The 19077-nt window shown below is 64.9% G+C and carries 17 protein-coding genes; 8 read left to right on the top strand and 9 right to left on the bottom strand.

The window, feature by feature from the left end; genetic code table 11:
• Positions 1-3: 3 nt before the first annotated feature.
• The 3 genes from G3572_RS02815 to serS are packed head-to-tail and all read right to left on the bottom strand — an operon-like array spanning position 4 to position 3964.
• The gene (locus G3572_RS02815; protein ID WP_164609140.1) at positions 4-1851 is read right to left on the bottom strand and encodes an ABC-F family ATP-binding cassette domain-containing protein; all 1848 of its coding nucleotides are present in this window, start codon (positions 1849-1851) and stop codon (positions 4-6) included.
• 39 nt (positions 1852-1890) lie between these two features.
• The gene (locus G3572_RS02810; RefSeq protein ID WP_205518450.1) at positions 1891-2607 is read right to left on the bottom strand and encodes a TspO-related membrane protein; all 717 of its coding nucleotides are present in this window, start codon (positions 2605-2607) and stop codon (positions 1891-1893) included.
• A 52-nt stretch (positions 2608-2659) separates the two neighbouring features.
• Entirely contained in the window at positions 2660-3964 is a 1305-nt protein-coding gene (serS, locus tag G3572_RS02805; protein ID WP_164609139.1) for a serine--tRNA ligase, read from the bottom strand.
• 226 nt (positions 3965-4190) lie between these two features.
• Between serS and yajC the strand changes: the two genes are divergently transcribed.
• The 4 genes from yajC to G3572_RS02785 are packed head-to-tail and all read left to right on the top strand — an operon-like array spanning position 4191 to position 7551.
• Entirely contained in the window at positions 4191-4514 is a 324-nt protein-coding gene (yajC, locus tag G3572_RS02800; protein ID WP_164609138.1) for a preprotein translocase subunit YajC, read from the top strand.
• 13 nt (positions 4515-4527) lie between these two features.
• Positions 4528-6195: a protein translocase subunit SecD gene (gene secD / locus G3572_RS02795; protein ID WP_164609137.1), complete on the top strand. Its 1668-nt coding sequence runs from the start codon at positions 4528-4530 to the stop codon at positions 6193-6195.
• Between the two features lie 11 nt (positions 6196-6206).
• Positions 6207-7178, top strand: coding sequence for a protein translocase subunit SecF (gene secF / locus G3572_RS02790; protein ID WP_164609136.1), 972 nt, complete (start codon positions 6207-6209; stop codon positions 7176-7178).
• A 4-nt stretch (positions 7179-7182) separates the two neighbouring features.
• Positions 7183-7551 (top strand): Mth938-like domain-containing protein, encoded by a 369-nt coding sequence (locus G3572_RS02785; protein ID WP_164609135.1) that lies wholly within the window; start codon positions 7183-7185, stop codon positions 7549-7551.
• 62 nt (positions 7552-7613) lie between these two features.
• Here G3572_RS02785 and G3572_RS02780 read toward each other — a convergent pair whose 3' ends face one another.
• From G3572_RS02780 to miaA, 6 genes are all read right to left on the bottom strand, one after another.
• Positions 7614-9695: a dipeptide ABC transporter ATP-binding protein gene (locus G3572_RS02780; protein WP_164609134.1), complete on the bottom strand. Its 2082-nt coding sequence runs from the start codon at positions 9693-9695 to the stop codon at positions 7614-7616.
• 81 nt (positions 9696-9776) lie between these two features.
• Positions 9777-10928, bottom strand: a complete 1152-nt coding sequence (locus tag G3572_RS02775) for an ABC transporter permease (RefSeq protein WP_164609133.1) — start codon at positions 10926-10928, stop codon at positions 9777-9779.
• Between the two features lie 11 nt (positions 10929-10939).
• On the bottom strand, positions 10940-12025 hold the full coding sequence (locus tag G3572_RS02770) for an ABC transporter permease (RefSeq protein WP_164609132.1): 1086 nt from the start codon (positions 12023-12025) through the stop codon (positions 10940-10942).
• Between the two features lie 115 nt (positions 12026-12140).
• Positions 12141-13769: an ABC transporter substrate-binding protein gene (locus G3572_RS02765; protein WP_164609131.1), complete on the bottom strand. Its 1629-nt coding sequence runs from the start codon at positions 13767-13769 to the stop codon at positions 12141-12143.
• Between the two features lie 325 nt (positions 13770-14094).
• On the bottom strand, positions 14095-14892 hold the full coding sequence (locus G3572_RS02760; RefSeq protein ID WP_164609130.1) for a helix-turn-helix domain-containing protein: 798 nt from the start codon (positions 14890-14892) through the stop codon (positions 14095-14097).
• Between the two features lie 121 nt (positions 14893-15013).
• Complete coding sequence (gene miaA, locus G3572_RS02755) at positions 15014-15874, bottom strand: tRNA (adenosine(37)-N6)-dimethylallyltransferase MiaA (protein WP_164609129.1); 861 nt, start codon at positions 15872-15874, stop codon at positions 15014-15016.
• Positions 15875-16018: 144 nt separating this feature from the next.
• Between miaA and pyrH the strand changes: the two genes are divergently transcribed.
• The 4 genes from pyrH (at position 16019) to G3572_RS02735 (ending at position 19073) form a co-directional block, all read left to right on the top strand.
• Complete coding sequence (gene pyrH, locus G3572_RS02750; protein ID WP_164609128.1) at positions 16019-16753, top strand: UMP kinase; 735 nt, start codon at positions 16019-16021, stop codon at positions 16751-16753.
• A gap of 137 nt (positions 16754-16890) precedes the next feature.
• Positions 16891-17454, top strand: coding sequence for a ribosome recycling factor (gene frr / locus G3572_RS02745; protein WP_164609127.1), 564 nt, complete (start codon positions 16891-16893; stop codon positions 17452-17454).
• A gap of 144 nt (positions 17455-17598) precedes the next feature.
• The gene (uppS, locus tag G3572_RS02740) at positions 17599-18276 is read left to right on the top strand and encodes a polyprenyl diphosphate synthase (protein WP_164609924.1); all 678 of its coding nucleotides are present in this window, start codon (positions 17599-17601) and stop codon (positions 18274-18276) included.
• Positions 18273-19073: a phosphatidate cytidylyltransferase gene (locus G3572_RS02735; protein ID WP_164609126.1), complete on the top strand. Its 801-nt coding sequence runs from the start codon at positions 18273-18275 to the stop codon at positions 19071-19073. Before uppS ends, G3572_RS02735 begins: the two co-directional genes overlap by 4 nt.
• The last annotated feature ends 4 nt before the right edge of the window (positions 19074-19077 follow it).

Here is a 19077-nt window from a genome sequence, read left to right as displayed (position 1 = left end):
GCGTCAGGCGGCGTTTTCGAGCTTTTCCTGCGCGGTCAGCCACATCGCCTCGGCGCGGTCGAGCGCCTCCATCACCTCGGCATATTTCTTGTTCCAGGTCTCCAGCTCGCCAATGCGGGCGGCCTCGTAAAGCTCGGGGTCGGCCAGCTTTTTCGCCAGCTTGTCGCGCATGTCGTTGAGTTTTGACAGCCGCTCCTCGCATTTGCGGACCTCGGCCCTGAGGGCAAGAACCTCGTCGCGGCTGGCTTTCTTCGGCTTTTCCACCTGTTTGGGGGCCGGTTTTTCCACCTCGTCGCCCGCCAGAAGCATCTTGCGATAGGCCTCGAGGTCTTCGGTATAGGGCGTCACCGCGCCGCCCTTGACCAGCCAGAGCCGGTCGGCCACGAGCGAGAGAAGGTGCATGTCGTGGCTGACGAGGATCACCGCGCCGGAATATTCGGTGAGCGCCTCGACCAGCGCCTCGCGGCTTTCGATGTCGAGGTGGTTGGTGGGTTCGTCGAGGATCAGGAGATGCGGCGCGTCGATGGTGGCAAGGAGCAGCGAGAGCCGCGCCTTTTGCCCGCCGGAGAGGCGGCCCACGACGGTTTCGGCCTGATCCGCACCAAGGCCGAAGCCCGCGAGGCGCGCACGCAGGCGCGGCTGGCCTTCGGCGGGGCGCAGGCGTTGCAGGTGCTGCAGCGGGGTTTCGTCAATGTAAAGTTCGTCCACCTGATGCTGGGCGAAATAGCCGATGCGCAGTTTGGACGAGCGGGTGATCTTGCCCGCCATCGTCTCGAGCTTGCCGGCCAGCAGTTTCGACAGGGTCGACTTGCCTTCGCCGTTGCGGCCCAGAAGCGCGATGCGGTCATCCTGGTCGATGCGGAGGGACAGGTTTTTCAGGATCGCGGGGCCGCCATAGCCCACCGCCGCCGTTTCGATGTTGATGATGGGGGGCGAGAGCTCCTCGGGCGCGGGGAAGGTGAAGACCACCTTTTTCGCATCCTCGGGCGCCGTGATGGTTTCCATCTTTTCCAGCATCTTCACGCGGGACTGCGCCTGCACGGCCTTTGACGCCTTGGCCTTGAAGCGGTCGACAAAGCTTTGCAGGTGGGCGCGGCGGGCTTCCTGCTTTTTCGCTTCGGCCTGCAGCACGGCGCGGCGTTCGGCGACCTGACGCGCGAACTGGTCATAGGGGCCGGACCAGTAGGTGAGTTTCTTCTGATCCAGATGCAGGATGCCCGTGACCGCGCGGTTCAGAAGGCCGCGGTCGTGGCTGATGATGAGCACGGTGTGCGGGTATTTGGTCAGGTAGCTTTCCAGCCAGAGCGCGCCTTCGAGGTCGAGGTAGTTGGTCGGCTCGTCCAGCAGCAGGTAATCGGGCTGGGCGAACAGCACGCCTGCAAGGGCCACCCGCATCCGCCAGCCGCCGGAGAAATCGGAGCAGGGGCGTTTCTGCGCCTCGGCGTCGAAACCGAGGCCCTTGAGGATGGCGCTGGCGCGGCCTTCGGCGGACCATGCGTCGATGTCGGACAGGCGCGCCTGAATCTCGGCGATGCGGTTGGGGTCCTTGGCGGTGTCCGCCTCGCGCAGCAGGGCGTTACGCTCGGTATCGGCCTCGAGCACGGTGTCGAGCAGCGAGGTGGAGGAGGATGGCACCTCTTGCGCGACGCCGCCGATGCGGGCGCGGGCGGGCAGCGAGATGGTGCCGCCTTCCAGTGCCAACTCGCCGCGGATCAGGCGGAAGAGGGTGGTCTTGCCCGCACCGTTGCGCCCGACAAGGCCGACCTTGTGGCCCGTGGGAATAGTGGCCGAGGCCCCTTCGAACAGGGGGCGGCCTTCGACGTTATAGGTGATGTCTTCGATGCGTAACATGCGGCGTGGCTTGCCTGAGCCACGCCACAAGGTCAAGCATCAGAGTGTGACGCGGCGCTTGTTCCAAGCGAAGAAGGTGACGGCGGCCATGAGGGCAGCGGCCCCTGCGGCGACGCCTGCAACCAGCACATTGGTTTGCGCATTGGTGACGATGATGCCGACCAGCGCCCAGACGACGGTCAGGCCATAGACGGGCATATAGGGGCGCGCCCATTGCACCAGACCTGCGATGCCGAGGACGACCGCAATCATCACCAGAGCGGATTCGGTATCTGTCAGCACGCCATAGCCTGCGAGCAGGATGCCGACGGAAACCGAACTGGCGGCGCTGAGCCAGCCCGCATAGATCGCGAGCGGTGCCGAGAGCAGCCAGCGATCATAGAATTCGTCGGCCAGGAAGTAGGCTGTGAGCGTGGCGGCGGCCATTGCGAGGATGACCACGGTCGCGATGACCGGATAGCTCGAGGCGATGGCAAGCCAGAGGCTGCCCAGCACAAGCGAGACGATCAGCGGCACCCGAACCGAATCCCAGTCGGGGCTGTGCGCGCGTTTCCAGAACCCGTAGCCTGCGTGGATCAAGAGCCAGACATAGATGACCGACCAGATCGAGAAGGCATAACCCGCAGGCTGCACCGCCGGATTCTCGATCGGCACCGGAAAGAGGGAGGGATCGAAGCCGCTGAACGAGGGCGTGTAGAACGGGGCCAGCACAAAGGCGAGGGTTGCCAGAATGAGAAGGATCGCGCGGAGGGTCATGATATGCCTTGAATAGATGTCAAAAGACAAACGCCTTCCGCGCGTTTTGGTTTCATACCAGTTGGCCTGCGGCGCTGATTTTGGTGCGCCCGCCCAGATAGGGATGCAGCACCGCAGGCAGGTCGACCGAGCCATCGGCCTGCTGCCCGTTCTCCAGCACCGCGATCAGGCAGCGCCCCACGGCGAGGCCCGAACCGTTGAGCGTGGCCACAAACTCGGGCTTGCCGCCGCCGTTTTCTGTCTTTGCGGGGCGGTAGCGGGCGTTCATGCGGCGGGCCTGAAACTGGCCGCAGGTGGAAACCGAGGAAATCTCGCGGTAGGTGTTCTGGCCGGGGAGCCACGCCTCCAGATCATAGGTGCGCTGCGCGCCGAAGCCCATGTCGCCGGTGCACAGAACCACGGTGCGATAGGGGATGCCCAGCTTTTCAAGGATCGCCTCGGCACAGCGGCGCATCCGTTCCTGTTCGTCCAGATGCGTCTCGGGGGTGCAGATGGTGACCATCTCCACCTTCTCGAACTGGTGCTGGCGCAGCATGCCGGCGGTGTCCTTGCCCGCCGACCCCGCTTCGGAGCGGAAGCACTGGGTGTGGGCGGTCATGCGGACGGGCAGCGTCGCCTCGTCCAGAATGTCGCCGGCGACCGAGTTGGTCAGGGTGACTTCGGACGTGGGGATCAGCCACCAGCCGTTGGTGGTCTGATAGCTGTCTTCGGCGAATTTCGGCAGCTGGTTGGTGCCATACATCGCGTCGTCCTTGACCAGAACGGGCGTCCACATCTCGGTCAGGCCATGTTCCTCGACATGGGTGTCGAGCATGAACTGCGCGAGTGCGCGGTGGACGCGGATCACCGGGCCCTTGAGCACCACGAAACGGCTGCCGGAGAGCTTGGCGGCGGTTTCGAAATCCATGCCGGGTTTGACGCCGGGGATGTCGAAATGTTCGCGCGGGGTGAAGTCGAACGCGCGCGGGGTGCCCCAGCGGCGGATTTCCACGTTCCCCGACTCGTCCGCGCCATCGGGCACTTCGGGCAGGGGCAGGTTGTCGATGCGCATGAGCAGATCGCGCAGGGTGCTGTCCTGTTCGGCGGCCTCGGCGGTCAGGCGGGCGATGTCGGCCTTGGTTTGTGCGACAAGGGCGCGCAGGCGTTCAAACTCGGCCTCGTCGCCGCGCGCCTTGGCCGCCCCCACCTCTTTCGAGGCGCGGTTCTGTTCGGCCTGCGCGGTTTCGGCGGCCACGATCTTGGCGCGGCGGTCGGCATCGAGCGCCAGAATCTGCGACGACATGGCCGACAGACCCCGGCGCGCCAGCGCGGCGTCGAATGCGGCAGGGTTTTCGCGGATGGCTTTGATGTCGTGCATGATACGGCCTTTCGGGTTGTCGTCCCGGCTTATGCCCCAAATGCGCGTGCGGAAAAAGGGGGGGGCGAAAAGCGCAGCAAAAGCCCTGTTATTCCGGGCACACCCCGCATATATGGCTGGCCAAGGGCCGCAAACGGGCCCGTCTTGCAGCCGCAATCTCCTGTCGTTAGGGTGCGCGGCGATGAAATCCGGGGGGTTCCCCCGCCCGACAGTGATGAGGATGCCCATGTTTGCAACCCCCGCCTATGCCCAGGCCGCCGGTGGCGGCGCTGCCGCCTTTACCAGCTTTGTGCCGCTGATCCTGATTTTCGGGATCATGTATTTCCTGCTGATCCGCCCGCAGCAAAAGAAGCTGAAAGAGCACAAGGCGATGGTGGAGGCCCTGCGCCGCGGCGATCAGGTGCTGACGCAGGGCGGCATCGTGGGCAAGGTCACCCATGTGAACGAGGATGGCACCATCGTTGTCGAGATCGCCGACAATGTGAAGGTCAAGGTCGTGAAGGCCACGATTGTTTCGGTCATGAACAAGACCGAACCTGCCGCTGCCTGAGAGGATCGCTGCGATGAACGCCATGCCGCTGTGGAAGCGTGTGATCATCCTTGCCATTTGCGCATGGGGTGTTGTCGCGGCTGCTCCGAACCTGAACTACACCAATATCGAGCGGCATAACGATGCGCTTGCCGCCGTCGAGGCGGCGGGCGGCATTGCCACGGCCGAGCAGCAGGCCGATCTGGACCTGTGGCCGAACTGGCTGCCCTCGAACCTTGTGAACCTTGGCCTTGACCTGCGGGGCGGCGCGCATCTGCTGGCCGAGGTCAAGGTGGAAGACGTCTACAAGGCGCGGATGGATTCGCTCTGGCCCGAGGTGCGCGATGCGCTGCGTGACCAGCGCGATGTGGTGGGCAATGTGCGCCGCCTGCCCAGCCCCGAAGGCACGCTGCGGGTGGCGATTTCCGAAGCCGGAGGCGTGGCGACCGCGCTTCAGGCGGTGCGCGCGCTGGCGACGCCGGTCGTCAGCCTGACGGGCGTCGGCCAGAACGACATCGACGTGAGCGCAGAGGGGCTGGAGATCGTGATCCAGCTGTCGCAGGCCGAACGCGCCGCCACCGATGACCGCACGATCCAGCAGAGCCTCGAGATCGTGCGTCGCCGTGTCGACGAGGTCGGCACGCGCGAGCCGACGATCCAGCGTCAGGGCGCAGACCGCATCCTGATCCAGGTGCCCGGCATCGGTTCGGCCGCCGAACTCAAGGCGCTGATCGGGACCACGGCGAAACTGACCTTCAATCCGGTGATCGGGCGCACCTCGGACGCGGGGGCCAGCCCCGGACCGCGCAACCTGCTGCTGCCGTCGATGGATGAGGCGGGGGTGTATTACATCGTCGAGGAAACGCCGGTGGTGACCGGCGAGGAACTGGTCGATGCGCAGCCCGCCTTTGACCAGAACAACCGGCCCGCCGTGAACTTCCGCTTCAACCCGTCGGGCGCGCGCAAGTTCGGCGATTACACCGCCGCAAATATCGGCGCGCCTTTCGCCATCGTCCTCGACAACGAGGTGATCTCGGCCCCCGTGATCCAGAGCCATATTCCGGGCGGATCGGGGATCATCACCGGATCGTTCACTGTGGAGCAGAGCACGGAACTGGCGGTTCTGCTGCGGGCAGGGGCCTTGCCGGCGGAACTGACCTTCCTCGAAGAGCGCACCATCGGCCCCGAACTGGGGCAGGACAGCATCGATGCGGGCAAGACCGCTGCCATCATCGCGATGGGCGCGGTGGTGTTCTTCATGATCGCCTGTTACGGAATGTTCGGCACCTTCGCGACGATCGCGCTTGGCATCAACGTCGCGCTGATCTTTGGCGCGCTGTCCACCATCGGCGGCACGCTGACCCTGCCGGGGATCGCGGGGATCGTGCTGACCATCGGCATGGCGGTGGACGCCAACGTGCTGGTGTTCGAGCGTATCCGTGAAGAATTGCGCAACGCCAAGTTGCCGGGCCGTGCCATCCAGCTTGGCTATGAGAAGGCGATGTCGGCGATCGTCGATGCCAACATCACCACCTTCATCACCGCAACCGTGCTCTTTGCGGTTGGGTCCGGCCCTGTGCGCGGCTTTGCCATCACCCTTGGCATCGGCATTCTGACCTCGGTCTTCACGGCGCTGTTCGTGACGCGGGTTCTGGTCGAGATGTGGATCGGCTGGCGCCGTCCCAAGACAATCATCGTGTAAGGGAAGATATCATGGCCTTTCGTCTGCGGCTTGCGCCCGAAAACACGAATATCAACTTCTTCGCCTATCAATGGGCGATGCTTGTCACCTCATGCGTGATGATGGCGGCCTCTGTCGCGCTCTGGGCGGTGATGGGGCTGAACTTCGGCATCGACTTCCAGGGCGGCACCACCATCCGCACCGAGAGCAATCAGGCGGTCGATGTGGGTGCCTATCGTCAGGCGCTGACCGGGCTTGACCTTGGCGATGTGTCGATCACCGAAGTGTTCGACCCCACCTTCGACGCCGACCAGTTCGTCGCGCAGGTGCGGATCGCCGCGCAGGACGGCTCGGAAGCGGTGACGCCGGAAACCATTCAGGCAGTGGAAGACGCGCTCAAGGCGGTCGACCCGTCGATCACCTTTCCTTCGGTGGAATCGGTTGGCCCCAAGGTCTCGGGCGAGCTGATCTGGAGCGCGATCCTTGCCGTGCTTGGCGCATCGGGGGCGATCCTGATCTACATCTGGCTGCGCTTCGAATGGCAATATGCGGTGGGCGCGGTGGCGGCGCTGGTGCATGACATCATCATCACCATCGGGGTGTTCGCGCTGTTCCAGATCAAGTTCGATCTGGCCATCGTGGCGGCGCTGCTGACCATCCTTGGCTATTCGATCAACGACACGGTGGTGATCTTCGACCGCCTGCGGGAAAACCTGATCAAATACAAGACAATGCCGCTGCGCGACGTGATGAACCTTTCGGCGAATGAAACGCTGAGCCGCACCTTGATGACCACGGGCACCACGCTGATCGCGCTGATCGCCATGCTGATCTTTGGCGGCGACGTGATCCGCGGCTTTGTCTTCGCGATCACCTTCGGCATCGTGATCGGCACCTATTCCTCGGTCTATATAGCCAAGAATCTGGTGCTGATGATCGGGCTGGACCGCACCGACAAGCCCAAGAAGGGCACGCCCGACGAATACGCCAATATCGACGCGTGACGCGATGCGCCTGACCGAGATCAGCTATGGCACCGCGCAACCGATCGAAGGCTATGGCCCCGGCTTTTTCCGCGTGGGCGGCCATGTGCTGCGCGGGGCCTGCCTGATCACCCCTTGGGATGCGGGCCTCTGGGGCGGGTTTGACGATACCCAGACGCCGCTTTCGCTCGGGGGGCGGATCGACGTGCTGTTCGTCGGCACCGGCGCGGAAATCGCGCATCCGCCCGCCGCCTTCCGCCGGATCATGGAGGAGGCGGGCATCGGGGTGGAGGTGATGAACTCTCCCGCCGCCTGCCGCACCTATAATGTGCTGCTTTCCGAGGGCCGCCGCATCGCTGCCGCCCTGTTGCCGGTGGCCGCGGTCAAGGGCTGACCCCTGCCGCTTGCAGCGTTCTGGAAACCTCCCGCCGGAGGCGTCCGATGCCTGCCGCCTGCCTATTCGGCGGCGATGGTGATGACCGGCTCCATCCGCGCCAGTTGCTCTGCCGACAGGTGGCATTTGATCTGGTGCCCGCCCGCCAGCACCTGCACCGGGGGCAGCACGGTTTCGCAGAGTTGGCCCGGCACCTGTGACTTCCAGCGGCAGCGGGTCTGGAACGGGCAGCCCGGCGGCGGGTTCATGGCGGAGGGGATGTCGCCTTCGAGCACGATGCGGCGCTTTTGCACCCGCGTGTCGGCGATCGGCACGGCCGAGAGCAGCGCCTCGGTATAGGGGTGGTAGGGCGGAGCGAAGACCTGATCGGTGCTGCCCAGTTCCACCACATGGCCCAGATACATGACCATCACCCGGTCACTGAGGTAGCGCACGATCGACAGGTCGTGGCTGATGAACAACAGCGTCGTGTGGTTCTCGCGCTGGATATCCATCAGAAGATCGGTGACCGCCGCCTGCACCGAGACGTCAAGCGCAGAGACGGGTTCGTCGGCCACCACCACCTTGGCGCCGCCCGCGAAGGCGCGGGCGATGCCGACGCGCTGCTTTTGCCCGCCAGAAAGCTGGCGCGGCATCCGCTCGGCAAAGGCGCGGGGCAGTTTCACCATGTCGAGCAAGTTGAGCATCATCGCTTCGCGCTCGGCGTCGGAATTGCCTTTCTGGAAGATTTCCAGCGCGCGGATGATCTGGCGGCCCACGGTCATGCTGGGGTTCAGCGTGTCGAACGGGTTCTGGAACACCATCTGCAGCTTGGATACGGTATCCGTGTTGCGGGCCTGGATCGGCGTGTCCTGCACGTTTTCGTCGAACAGCATGATCGAGCCGCTGGTGGCGGTTTCCAGCCCCATCAGCACCTTGGCGAAGGTGGATTTGCCGCAGCCCGATTCCCCCACGATGGCGAGGGTTTCGTTCTCATGCGCTTCGAAGGTCAGCGATTCATTGGCCTTGACCACCTTGGCTGCGCCGCCGCCGAAGGCACCCGAAGAAACGGCGTAGTATTTCTTGAGGTCCTCCATCTTGAGGACCAGCCGGCCGGGGGGCAGCTTTTCGGTGATCTTGCCGACCTTGGCGGGGGCGTTCCAGTCGATCTCGGTCCAGCGCAGGCAGCGGGTGGCGTGGCGGTCATGATCGGTGACCGCGTCCATCGGGATGTCGCGCGCGTTGCACAGCCCGTCGCGGAAGTAATCGCAGCGCGGGCCGAAGTTGCAGCCCTTGGGCCGTTCGTGCGGCAGCGGGAAATTGCCCGGGATGGCAATCAGCGGGCTGGAATTCTTGTCGGCCCCCGGCAGCGGGATCGAGCGAAACAGCGCTTGCGTATAGGGGTGGCGCATCTTGTCGAAGACCTCGCGCACATTGCCGGTTTCCACCGCCTCGCCGGAGTACATCACGCACAGACGGTCGCAGACATCGAGGATGAGGCCGAGGTTATGGCTGATGAACAGCATCGAGGTGCCGTATTTCGCGCCGAGTTCCTTGACCAGATCGACGATGCCCGCCTCGACCGTCACGTCGAGCGCGGTGGTCGGCTCGTCGAGGATCAGGAGCGCGGGCTTGGCCATCAGCGCCATCGCGATCACGATGCGCTGCTGCTGGCCGCCCGAGAGCTGGTGCGGATAGGCGCGCAGGATGCGGTCCGGGTCGGGCAGGCGCACATCGGCGATGATCTGGCGGGCAAGGGCCAGAGCCTCGGCGCGCGGCATGTTCTGGTGGATGATCGGCACTTCGGCCAGTTGCTCGCCGATGCGCATGGCGGGGTTCAGGCTGGCCATCGGTTCCTGATAGATCATCGCGATTTCCGAGCCGCGGATGTGGCGCAGCTCTTCTTCGGTCATGGTGGTGAGGTCGCGGCCCTTGAACTTGATCGCGCCGCCGGTGATGCGGCCGGTCTTGCCCAGATCGCGCATGACCGCGAGGGCAACGGTGGATTTGCCGCATCCCGACTCGCCGACCAGCCCCATCGCCTCGCCCGGCATCACGGTGCAGGAAAAATCCATCACCGCCGGAATTTCGCGCAGACGCGTGAAGAAGGAGATCGAGAGGTTCTCGATTTCGAGGATCGGTTTGGACGGGTCCCAGTCGGTCATCGGGCGGTTCCTTCGGGAGAGTGCGGGACCGGGGGCTTCACACCCCCGGACCCCCGTGGGATACTTGGGGACGGAAAATGATCAGTCACGCATCGATTCTTCGCGCAGGCCGTCGGCGAGGAGGTTGAGGCCGAGGACGAGGCTCATCAGGGCGAGGGCGGGGACCACGGCGGGGTGGGGGTAGATGGACAGGAGCTTGCGGCCGTCGTCGATGGTGCTGCCCCAGTCGGGGGATTCAGGCGAGACGCCGAGGCCGAAGAAACCGAGCGTGCCGAGGAGGATGGTGGTGTAGCCGATGCGCAGGCAGAAGTCGACGATCAGCGGGCCGCGGGCGTTGGGCAGGATTTCCCAGAGCATGATATACCACGGGCCTTCGCCGCGCGTCTGGCCGGCGGCGACGTAATCACGCGATTTGAGGTCCATCACGATGCCGCGCACGATGCGGAACACGGTGGGGGCGTTGACGAAGACCACCGAGACGAAGACGTTCAGGAGGTTCGGGTCCATCGACCAGATGCCGGTGGGATCGGCGTTGAAGGCAAGGCCGGAATAGGCCCAGAGGCCGACGGCGAGGGCGGCGCCGACATAGAGGTTGCGGCGCGCCGGATTGGTGAAATAGCGGCTGTTCAGAAGCACCGAGACGAAGATCACCGGGAAGAGGAAGAGCACGGCGGCCAGCACCACCGGCACGCCGGTCTGGCGGATTTCGGGGGTGACGAGCAGGTAGAACAGCAGGATCACCGGGAAGGCCAGCACGAGGTTGGCGATGAAGCTGAGGCCGGTGTCGAGCTTGCCGCCGAAATAGCCTGCGGGCAGGCCGAGGGTGATGCCGACCATGAAGGCGATGACGGTGGCGGCGGGCGCGATGGTGAGCACGCGGCGTGCGCCCATCACCACGCGGGAGAACACATCGCGGGCGAGGTGATCGCCGCCGAGCAGATACCACTGGTCGGAGCCTGGGACCGGTGTGCCGGGGCTGACGTTCTTCATCTGCGAGATCTGGGCGATCGGGTCGAAGGTGATGATGAGGTCGGCGAAAAGCGCGGTGAACACCCAGAACATCACAATGACGAAGCCGAGGAGTCCGACCGTGGAATCAAAGAGCTTGCCGTAGAGGCCGAGGCGGCGGCGGAAGTGGAGGGACAGGGCGACGGTGACGATCAGCGCCGCCCAGACCGGCCAGAACTGCACGACCATCTTGGCAAAGATCATCGGCCAGGAGAGAGGTTCCATGCTTGGGGTCCTTAGCTCAGCCGGATACGGGGGTTCAGGAACACATAGCCGATATCGGATATGAGTTGCGTCAGCAGCACGACGAAGACCGCGACCACGGAACAGGCCAGCAGGAGCTGGATGTCGTTGTTGCCGGCGGCCTGCACCAGTGTCCAGCCGAAGCCCTTGTAGTTGAACAGGGTTTCCACGATGACCACGCCGTTCAGCAGCCAGGGAAACTGCAGCATGATGACGGTGAAGGGGGCGATCAGTGCGTTGCGCAGCGCATGTTTGAGGATGACCTGATGGAAGGCGACGCCCTTGAGCCGCGCGGTGCGGATGTATTGCTGGGTCATCACCTCTGTCATGCTGGCGCGGGTCATGCGGGCGATGTAGCCGATGCCGTAGAGCGCGATGGTCATCACGGGCAGGGCGAAATTCCAGAAGGTGATCTGGTCGATGGCACTGGTGGCGGTGCCGAGGAACAGCGTGCGCCCGCTGATCCAGCCCCATTCGGCGAGGATGGGCGATATGCCGGTGGTGGCCGAGGCAAAGACCACCACGAGGATGACGCCCGAGACATATTCCGGCGTGGCGGTGGTGGCGATGGCAAAGGTCGAGAGCACGCGGTCGGTGCGGCTTCCCTCGCGCATTCCCGAGAGCACGCCGATGATGAGCGAGACCGGCACCATCACCAGCATGACCCAGAGCATCAGCCAGCCGGTTGCGCCCAGCTTGTCCTTGATGGTCTTGATCACCGGTTCGCGGAACACGGTCGAGGTGCCCCAGTCGCCCTGAAGGATGCCGCAATAGCGCGGTGCGGTTTCAGCGGTGAGCCCGCCCTGGATGCAGCGGCCACGGGTGACGCCCTGCGCATCGGTGCGGGTCCAGCCCGGCACGACCCCGAGCCATTGGCCATAGCGCATCACCATCGGCCCGCCGTGGCCGTTGTTTTCGATCCAGGACAGCACTGCCTCGTCGCTCATGCGGACCGAGCCTTCGGTGCGGGCCAGTTTTTCGAGGTTCGGCGCCAGATTTGTGAGGCAGAACACGACAAAACTGAGCGTGAGCGCCGTCAGGACCATGACGCCGACCCGGCGCAGGAGAAACGGGAGCATGTCTAATTCCTTCCCTTGCGATGGGGGCAAAGGGTGGGTGCATCAGGAGCGGCGGGGGGCAGGGTGGACGGGTGGCAGGGGCCGCGGCGCTGCCGCAGCCCCCCTGATGGCCGGATCAGGCCAGCGACCACTTGTAGTGGTGGTGTTCGAACGACGGGTGCATGTCGATGTTCACGCCCGGCCGCGCATGGCGATAGAGCGAGCGCCAGAAGGGCTGGATGATGTAGCCTTCGTCTTGCAGGATGGTTTGCAGGGTCACCATCACCTCACGCCGGGCATCGGCATCGGCGAGCGAGAGCGCCTTGGTCATCGCGGCGTCGAACTCGGGGTTGGCCATGCCGGTTTCGTTCCACGAGCCGGTGGAGGTGTAGGCAAGGCTCATATTCTGCACGGCCAGCGGACGGTGGTTCCAAGTGGTCGAGGAGAACGGGTATTTCTGCCAGTCGTTCCAGAAGGTCGAGCCCGGCATCACCGTGCGCTTGATATTGGCGCCCGCGTCGCGCAATTGCGCGGCGACGGCATCGGTCGAGGCCGCTTCCCAGCCGTCATCGAGAGAGATCAGCTCGAATTCGGCATCGGCGAGGCCAGCGGCTTCCAGCGCGGGTTTCAGACCGGCGGGATCGATCACCTGCTTCGGAATTTCGGCATATTCGGGGTGGACCGGGCAGGCGTGGTGGTTTTCCGCCGTGGTGCCAAGGCCGTTGTAGCCCAGTTCCAGAATGACCGCCGGATCGACGGCTTTCTGGATGGCCTGACGCACCGACTTGTCCTTGTAAAGATCGCCATTGGCCGAGTTCATGCGCATGACGATGGTCGAGGCGGTAACCGCCTCCAGCTTGTTCCAGCCCAGACCGTCCAGCACGTCGATGAACTCGCCGGTGGATTCGTAGTTGCAGTCGATCTCGTCCGATCCGGCAAGCGCGACCATCGCGGCGGGGTCGGTGCCGAAGTCGATGTAGTGGATTTCATCCAGCGGCACGGTGCCGCCCCACCAGGTGTGGCCTTCGTTGCGGGCCAGAATGGCGCGCTGGCCGACCGCGACTTCGCGCGGCAGATAGGGGCCGGTGCCGATCGGATTGGCCGAAGGATCGGAGCCGTCGACGTAAGAGGCATGGGTGACAGCGGCCGGATAGTCGGCAAGGTTTGCGATGACCGCGACGTCGGACATCGACATCACCAGTTGCACCGTCATGTCATCGACCTTGACCACCGCGCCATCGCGCAGCGATTTGGTGTTTTCATCGACAAGGCCAAGGAAGCGCGAGGCCATCGCATTGCCCTCGACCGAGCCATCGGTCCAGCGGGTGAACATGCGCACCACATCATCGGCGGTGAAGGCGTCGCCATTGTTCCAGGTGACGCCGGGGCGCACCTTGAGCGTATACTGCGTGGCGTCCTCGTTGGCTTCCCAGCTTTCGAGCAGGCGGCCTTCGAAACTGCCGTCGGGGTTATATTGCACCAGATATTCCAGCCAGCCGCGATAGACGTTGGCGATATGCGGCCAGTCGGCGGTGCGCGGGTCTTTCTGGGCCTTCACCTCCATGCCGACGCGCAGGATGCCGCCGGTGCTGGCGGCCTGCGCCTGTGCCGGAGCCTCCAGCCCCAGCAGGGCGTAGGCGGCGGGGGCGGTCACGCCGAGGGCTGTGGCGCGCGAGAGAAACTCGCGGCGGCTGAGCTTGCCCGCGCGGGCCTCGCTCGCCAGCATGGTCGCAGCCGGGTGCAGCGTCTTCGTCTTGTCGGTCATCTTTTGTCTCCCTGATGGTCAAGCCATCTTGTTTCGTTTTTCACGATTGCGCCGGCCTATGCCAATGACGGCACGGCCAGTCTTTTCTTGCCCGGTCTGTGCGAAAGCCGACCGCGAAAATGCACCGGGACGTTGTCGCCATTGCGCAATACTTTGGCCTTCGCGTCAACGCCCGAAGTCGTCCTATTGTGCAGCAAATGCGACATGGCGTCGACCGCCGTTCGGGATTTTTTACCAGAACCACGGCAAAAAGCCCCAGAGCGGGGCGCTGCCGGCATGCGATGCGCGGCAGGGGATGCGGGGTCGGGGCGGCAGGATGCGCGGCCTAGATCTCGCGCCGGAAGGCGGTGGGCGAGCGTCCGGTCAGGTGCTGGAACGAGCGGGTGAAATAGGCGGCCGAGGTGAAGCCGAGCGCCTCGCCGATGCGGGCCACGGGCAGCTTGGTCTCGGCCAGCAAGCGGCGCGCCTCGAAGATGCGGCGGTCCTGCAACACTTCAATGGCAGAGCGGCCGCAGGCGATGCGGCAGCAGCGCGTCAGATGGGTGGGTGTCACGCCGAGGGCGGCGGCGAATTCGCCCACCCCGGTGCCGTTGCGGAACTCACGCTCCATCAGGGCGGTGTAGCGTGCGACAAGGCGGCGGGCGGCATCGGGCTTGGGGGTTTCGGGCGCGGCCTTGACCGCCTGCCGCTCCAGCCAGACGCTGAGCAGGCCAAGGTAATGGCGCGTCGCGCGGTCATGGGCGGGGATGTCGCTCTCCATCTCGCGCTGGAGCGAATCGAGAATCACGTTGATTTCCTGCTGCGCATGCACTTCGCGGATGCGCAGGTGCTGCGGCGTCTCGGGCAGGGTCACGTCGGTGTCACGCCCGAAAAACACGGCGGTGCCAAAGACTTGCGGCCCCACCTCGAAGCCGTGCATCACGCCTGCGGGGATGAACACCGCATTATGGGCCGTATAGCCCCGCGTCACACCGGCTATGGTGATCCGCCCCTGTCCCTTGGTGAACCACAGGAACATCGGCTCGGAGATCGCGCGCATCGCCTCCACCCGCCAGCGTCCGCCCGAGGCAAGGCGCGGAATGGCGGTGACACGCAGTTGCGATAGGGCGCGAGGGGTATTCATGGCATCCTGCTTGCTGTCCATGCCGCCAGATAAGCAGCCCATCGCCCGCAACCCAAGCAGAATTATGACCTTCTCCACAGAACAAAGCGCCCCCTGTGGATAAGTTGCATCGCCCGGAGGCTCAGGGCAGCGACAGCGCGGTCCAGTCGCGCATCCGGCTGCGAAACCAGGTGCGCTGGCGCTTGGCATATTGGCGGCTGGCCAGTTTTGCCGCCGCCACCGCCTCGGCCAGCGGAAGCTGTCCGCGCAGATGCGCGATCAGTTCCGGCGCGCCGATCGCGCGGGCCGAGGGGCGGTCGGGTTGCCAATAGGGGGCCTCGGCGCGCACTTCCTCCAGCGCGCCCCCGGCCATCATCTGGTCAAACCGCCGGTCGATGCGGCGGTTGAGCCAGTCCACCTCGGGCCGCAGCACCAGCGCCTCTGCCGCCCAGCGTGGCACCAGCGGGGCAGGGGTCGCGGCCTGCCATTCGGCAAGCCCGCGTCCGGTCGCCGTCAGCACTTCCCAGGCGCGCTGCACACGCGCAGGGTTGGCCAGATCGATCCGCGCCGCCGTGGGCGCATCGAGCGCCGCCACCATCGCGCCGGGATCGGACAGGCGCAGCGCATCGCCCGCCGCCCGCACTTCGTGCGGAATCTGCGGCACCTCGGCCAGCCCTTCGGTCAGCGCCAGAAAATAAAGTCCGGTCCCCCCCACGATCACCACGGGCCGGTCCAGAAGGCCGGAAACCTCGCGCAGCCAGTGCCCCACCGAATAGGGCTGATCGCGCCCGACATGGCCATACAGCGCATGGGGCGCCGCCGCCTCTTCCGCCGCCGAGGGACGCGCGGTGAGCAGCCGCCAGCAGCTATAGACCTGCAGCGCATCGGCATTGACGATCACCCGCCCGTCGCGCGCGGCAAGTTCCATCGCCAGCGCCGATTTGCCGCTGGCGGTCGGCCCCGCGATCAGGACGGGTGCATCGCGCGATATCTGAGTCAGCATATTTTCTGTCCTTAAATATCCCACGGGGGGTGCGGGGGGTGTGAAACCCCCCGCTCCTCCGCCAGTCACAGGTTGAACCCGCTGCCGTTTTGCGACATTTTGCGCGGCAGTCCAATCGCAAAACCAGTCAGACAAGGAAAGCCCATGACAACAGCGGCCCAGGAAAGCGGTGTGAAATACAATCGCGTGATGCTGAAGATCTCGGGCGAAGCGCTGATGGGCGATCAGGCCTATGGCTTGCATCCCCCCACGGTGGAACGGGTCGCGCGCGAGATCAAGGCAGTGCACGATCTCGGGGTCGAGATCTGCATGGTGATCGGGGGCGGCAATATTTTCAGGGGCTTGCAAGGCTCGGCGCAGGGGATGGAGCGCACGACCGCCGATTACATGGGCATGCTCGCCACGGTGATGAACGCTCTGGCCATGCAGGCCGCGCTCGAATCGCTGGGGGTCTTCACCCGCGTCATCAGCGCCATTCCGATGGATCAGGTCTGCGAGCCCTATATCCGCCGCCGCGCCGTGCGCCACCTTGAGAAGAAGCGGGTCTGCATCTTTGCCGCCGGCACCGGAAACCCCTATTTCACCACCGACACCGCTGCCGCGCTGCGCGCCTCGGAAATGGCCTGCGAGGCGATCTTTATGGGCAAGAATGTCGATGGCATCTATGACAGCGATCCCAAGACCAACCCCGATGCCAAGCGCTATGGCGACATTTCCTATGATGATGTGCTGCAGCGCAATCTCAAGGTGATGGACGCCAGCGCCATCGCGCTCTGCCGCGACAACCGGATGCCGCTGGTGGTCTTTGCCCTGTCCGAGCCCGGCGGGTTCAAGGGGATCATGGCGGGGCGCGGCACCTATACCATCGTGCATGACTGACGGCGCGGCAGGGCGCATGTCCGCGCGCGGACCGAAGCGGCGGGCAGGGGCTATACCCTTGGCCCCGCATCGCATATAGACAGGAAAAACGCCGGACGGGGCCAAGGCCCGCGCGGCGCTGACGAAGGAACGAGACGATGGCTGACGATTTCGAACTGGATACCGACGATCTTTCCCGCCGCATGGAAGGCGCGATCAACGCGCTGCGCACCGAATTTGCCAGTTTGCGCACGGGGCGTGCGTCGGGCTCGATGCTGGAGCCGATCCAGGTGGATGCCTATGGCCAGATGACGCCGATCAACCAGCTTGGCACCGTCAACGTGCCGGAGCCGCGGATGGTGACGATCAACGTCTGGGACAAGGGCATGGTCAACAAGGTGGAAAAGGCGATCCGCGAGTCGGGCCTCGGCATCAACCCGCAGACCAACGGCACCATCATCATGCTGCCGATCCCCGAGCTGAACGAGCAGCGCCGCAAGGAGCTGACCAAGGTGGCGGCCTCCTATGCCGAACATGCGCGGGTGGCGGTGCGCAACCTGCGCCGTGACGGGATGGACCAGATCAAGAAGGCCAAGGCGGACGGCCTGTCGGAAGACGACGTCAAGTTCTGGGAATCCGAAGTTCAGGAGATGACCGACAAGTTCATCAAGATGGTGGACCAGACTCTTGAAGGCAAGCAAGCCGAGATCATGCAGGTCTGACGGCGGGCTGATCCGGCGCGCGCATATCTTGTTTTGGCTCCGGGCAATGGTCCCGGAGAATTTTGCAAAAAGGGACAGGGCTTGGCTTCGAGCGATACGGCACACCAAAAGCAGGCCCGCCCGGCGGAACATGTGGCCATCATCATGGACGGCAATGGCCGCTGGGCCACCTCGCGCGGCTGGCCCCGGCTGGTGGGGCATCGCAAGGGGGCAGAGCGCGTCAAGGAGATCGTGCGCTGCGCCCCCGATCTGGGCATCCGCTGGCTGACGGTCTATGCGTTTTCGACCGAGAACTGGAAACGGTCCACCGAAGAGGTGGTCGGGCTGATGTCGATCTTTGCCCGCTATATCGAGCGCGAGGCCGACCGGCTGGCCGCCGAGGGGGTGAGGATGCGCTTCATCGGCGACCGGACCCCGCTCAATCCCAAACTCCGGCGGCTGATGGATGGTATCGAGGCGCGCACGGCTTCCTTCACGCGGCTGAACCTGACCGTGGCCATCAATTACGGCGGTCGGGACGAGTTGACGCGCGCGATGCGCAGTATCGCCGCCGATGTGGCGGCAGGGCGGCTTGCGCCCGAACAGGTGAACGACGCGCTGATCGGCGGGCGGCTGGATACGGCCGATCTGCCCGACCCCGATCTGGTGATCCGCACCAGTGGCGAGACGCGCACCTCGAATTATCTGCTCTGGCAGACGGCCTATGCCGAGTATGAGTTCACGCCGACGCTGTGGCCCGATTTCACGCCCGCCGAGCTGGCGCAGATCGTGTCCCGTTTTGGCAACCGCGAGCGGCGCTTTGGCGGGGTTATCAGCGCATGACAGAGGCGATTGCCCGCTGGGGAGACCTGAAGAAGCGCGCGATTTCGGCGCTGTTCATGCTGGCGATCGGTGCGGGCGAATTGTGGCTCGGCGGCTTGCCGTTCTCGCTCATGGTGATCGCGCTGACCGGCGTCATGTATTGGGAGCTTGCCAACATGACCGCGCCCGGTCGCAGGCGCACGCCCGTGGCGATGGGGCTGGTCGCGGCGGCCTGTCTGGCGGGGGCCGAACTGTTTCGCGATGATCTGGCGACGACGCTGCTGATCCTGCCGGGGCTGGCGCTGGCGCTGACGCCGCGCAGGGACCGCCGGATCGCCACGGTCTACGGCATTGCGATCATGGTGGCGGGCTACGGGCTGATCGAGTTGCGCAGCCCCGGGGTGCCCGCGATCCTGTGGATCGTGGCCATTGTGATCGTTTCGGATGTGATGGGATATTTCGTCGGCCGACTGGTGGGCGGGCCGAAGTTCTGGCCCGCGATCAGCCCGAAAAAGACATGGTCCGGCACGGTTGCGGGCTGGGTGGGGGCAATCGCGGTATCGCTGGTTTTCGTGGCGACGGGCCATGCGCCCTGGCTCGCGGTGGCGCTGGCGCCTTTTGTCGCGCTTGCGGGGCAGATGGGCGACATTGCCGAAAGCTGGATCAAGCGGCGGTCCGGGGTCAAGGATTCCTCGGCGCTGATCCCCGGTCATGGCGGGTTTCTGGACCGTTTCGACGCGATGATCGGGGCCGTGGTGCTGATCATGCTGCTGGGGCTGTTCACGTCCTTGCCGATGCCCGCGCCGTTGGGGGGGTAAGGCC

Origin of the sequence: Pseudotabrizicola algicola (assembly GCF_010915705.1) — a bacterium.
Classification (GTDB): domain Bacteria; phylum Pseudomonadota; class Alphaproteobacteria; order Rhodobacterales; family Rhodobacteraceae; genus Pseudotabrizicola; species Pseudotabrizicola algicola.
This window is presented reverse-complemented; position numbering and strand designations above follow the sequence as displayed.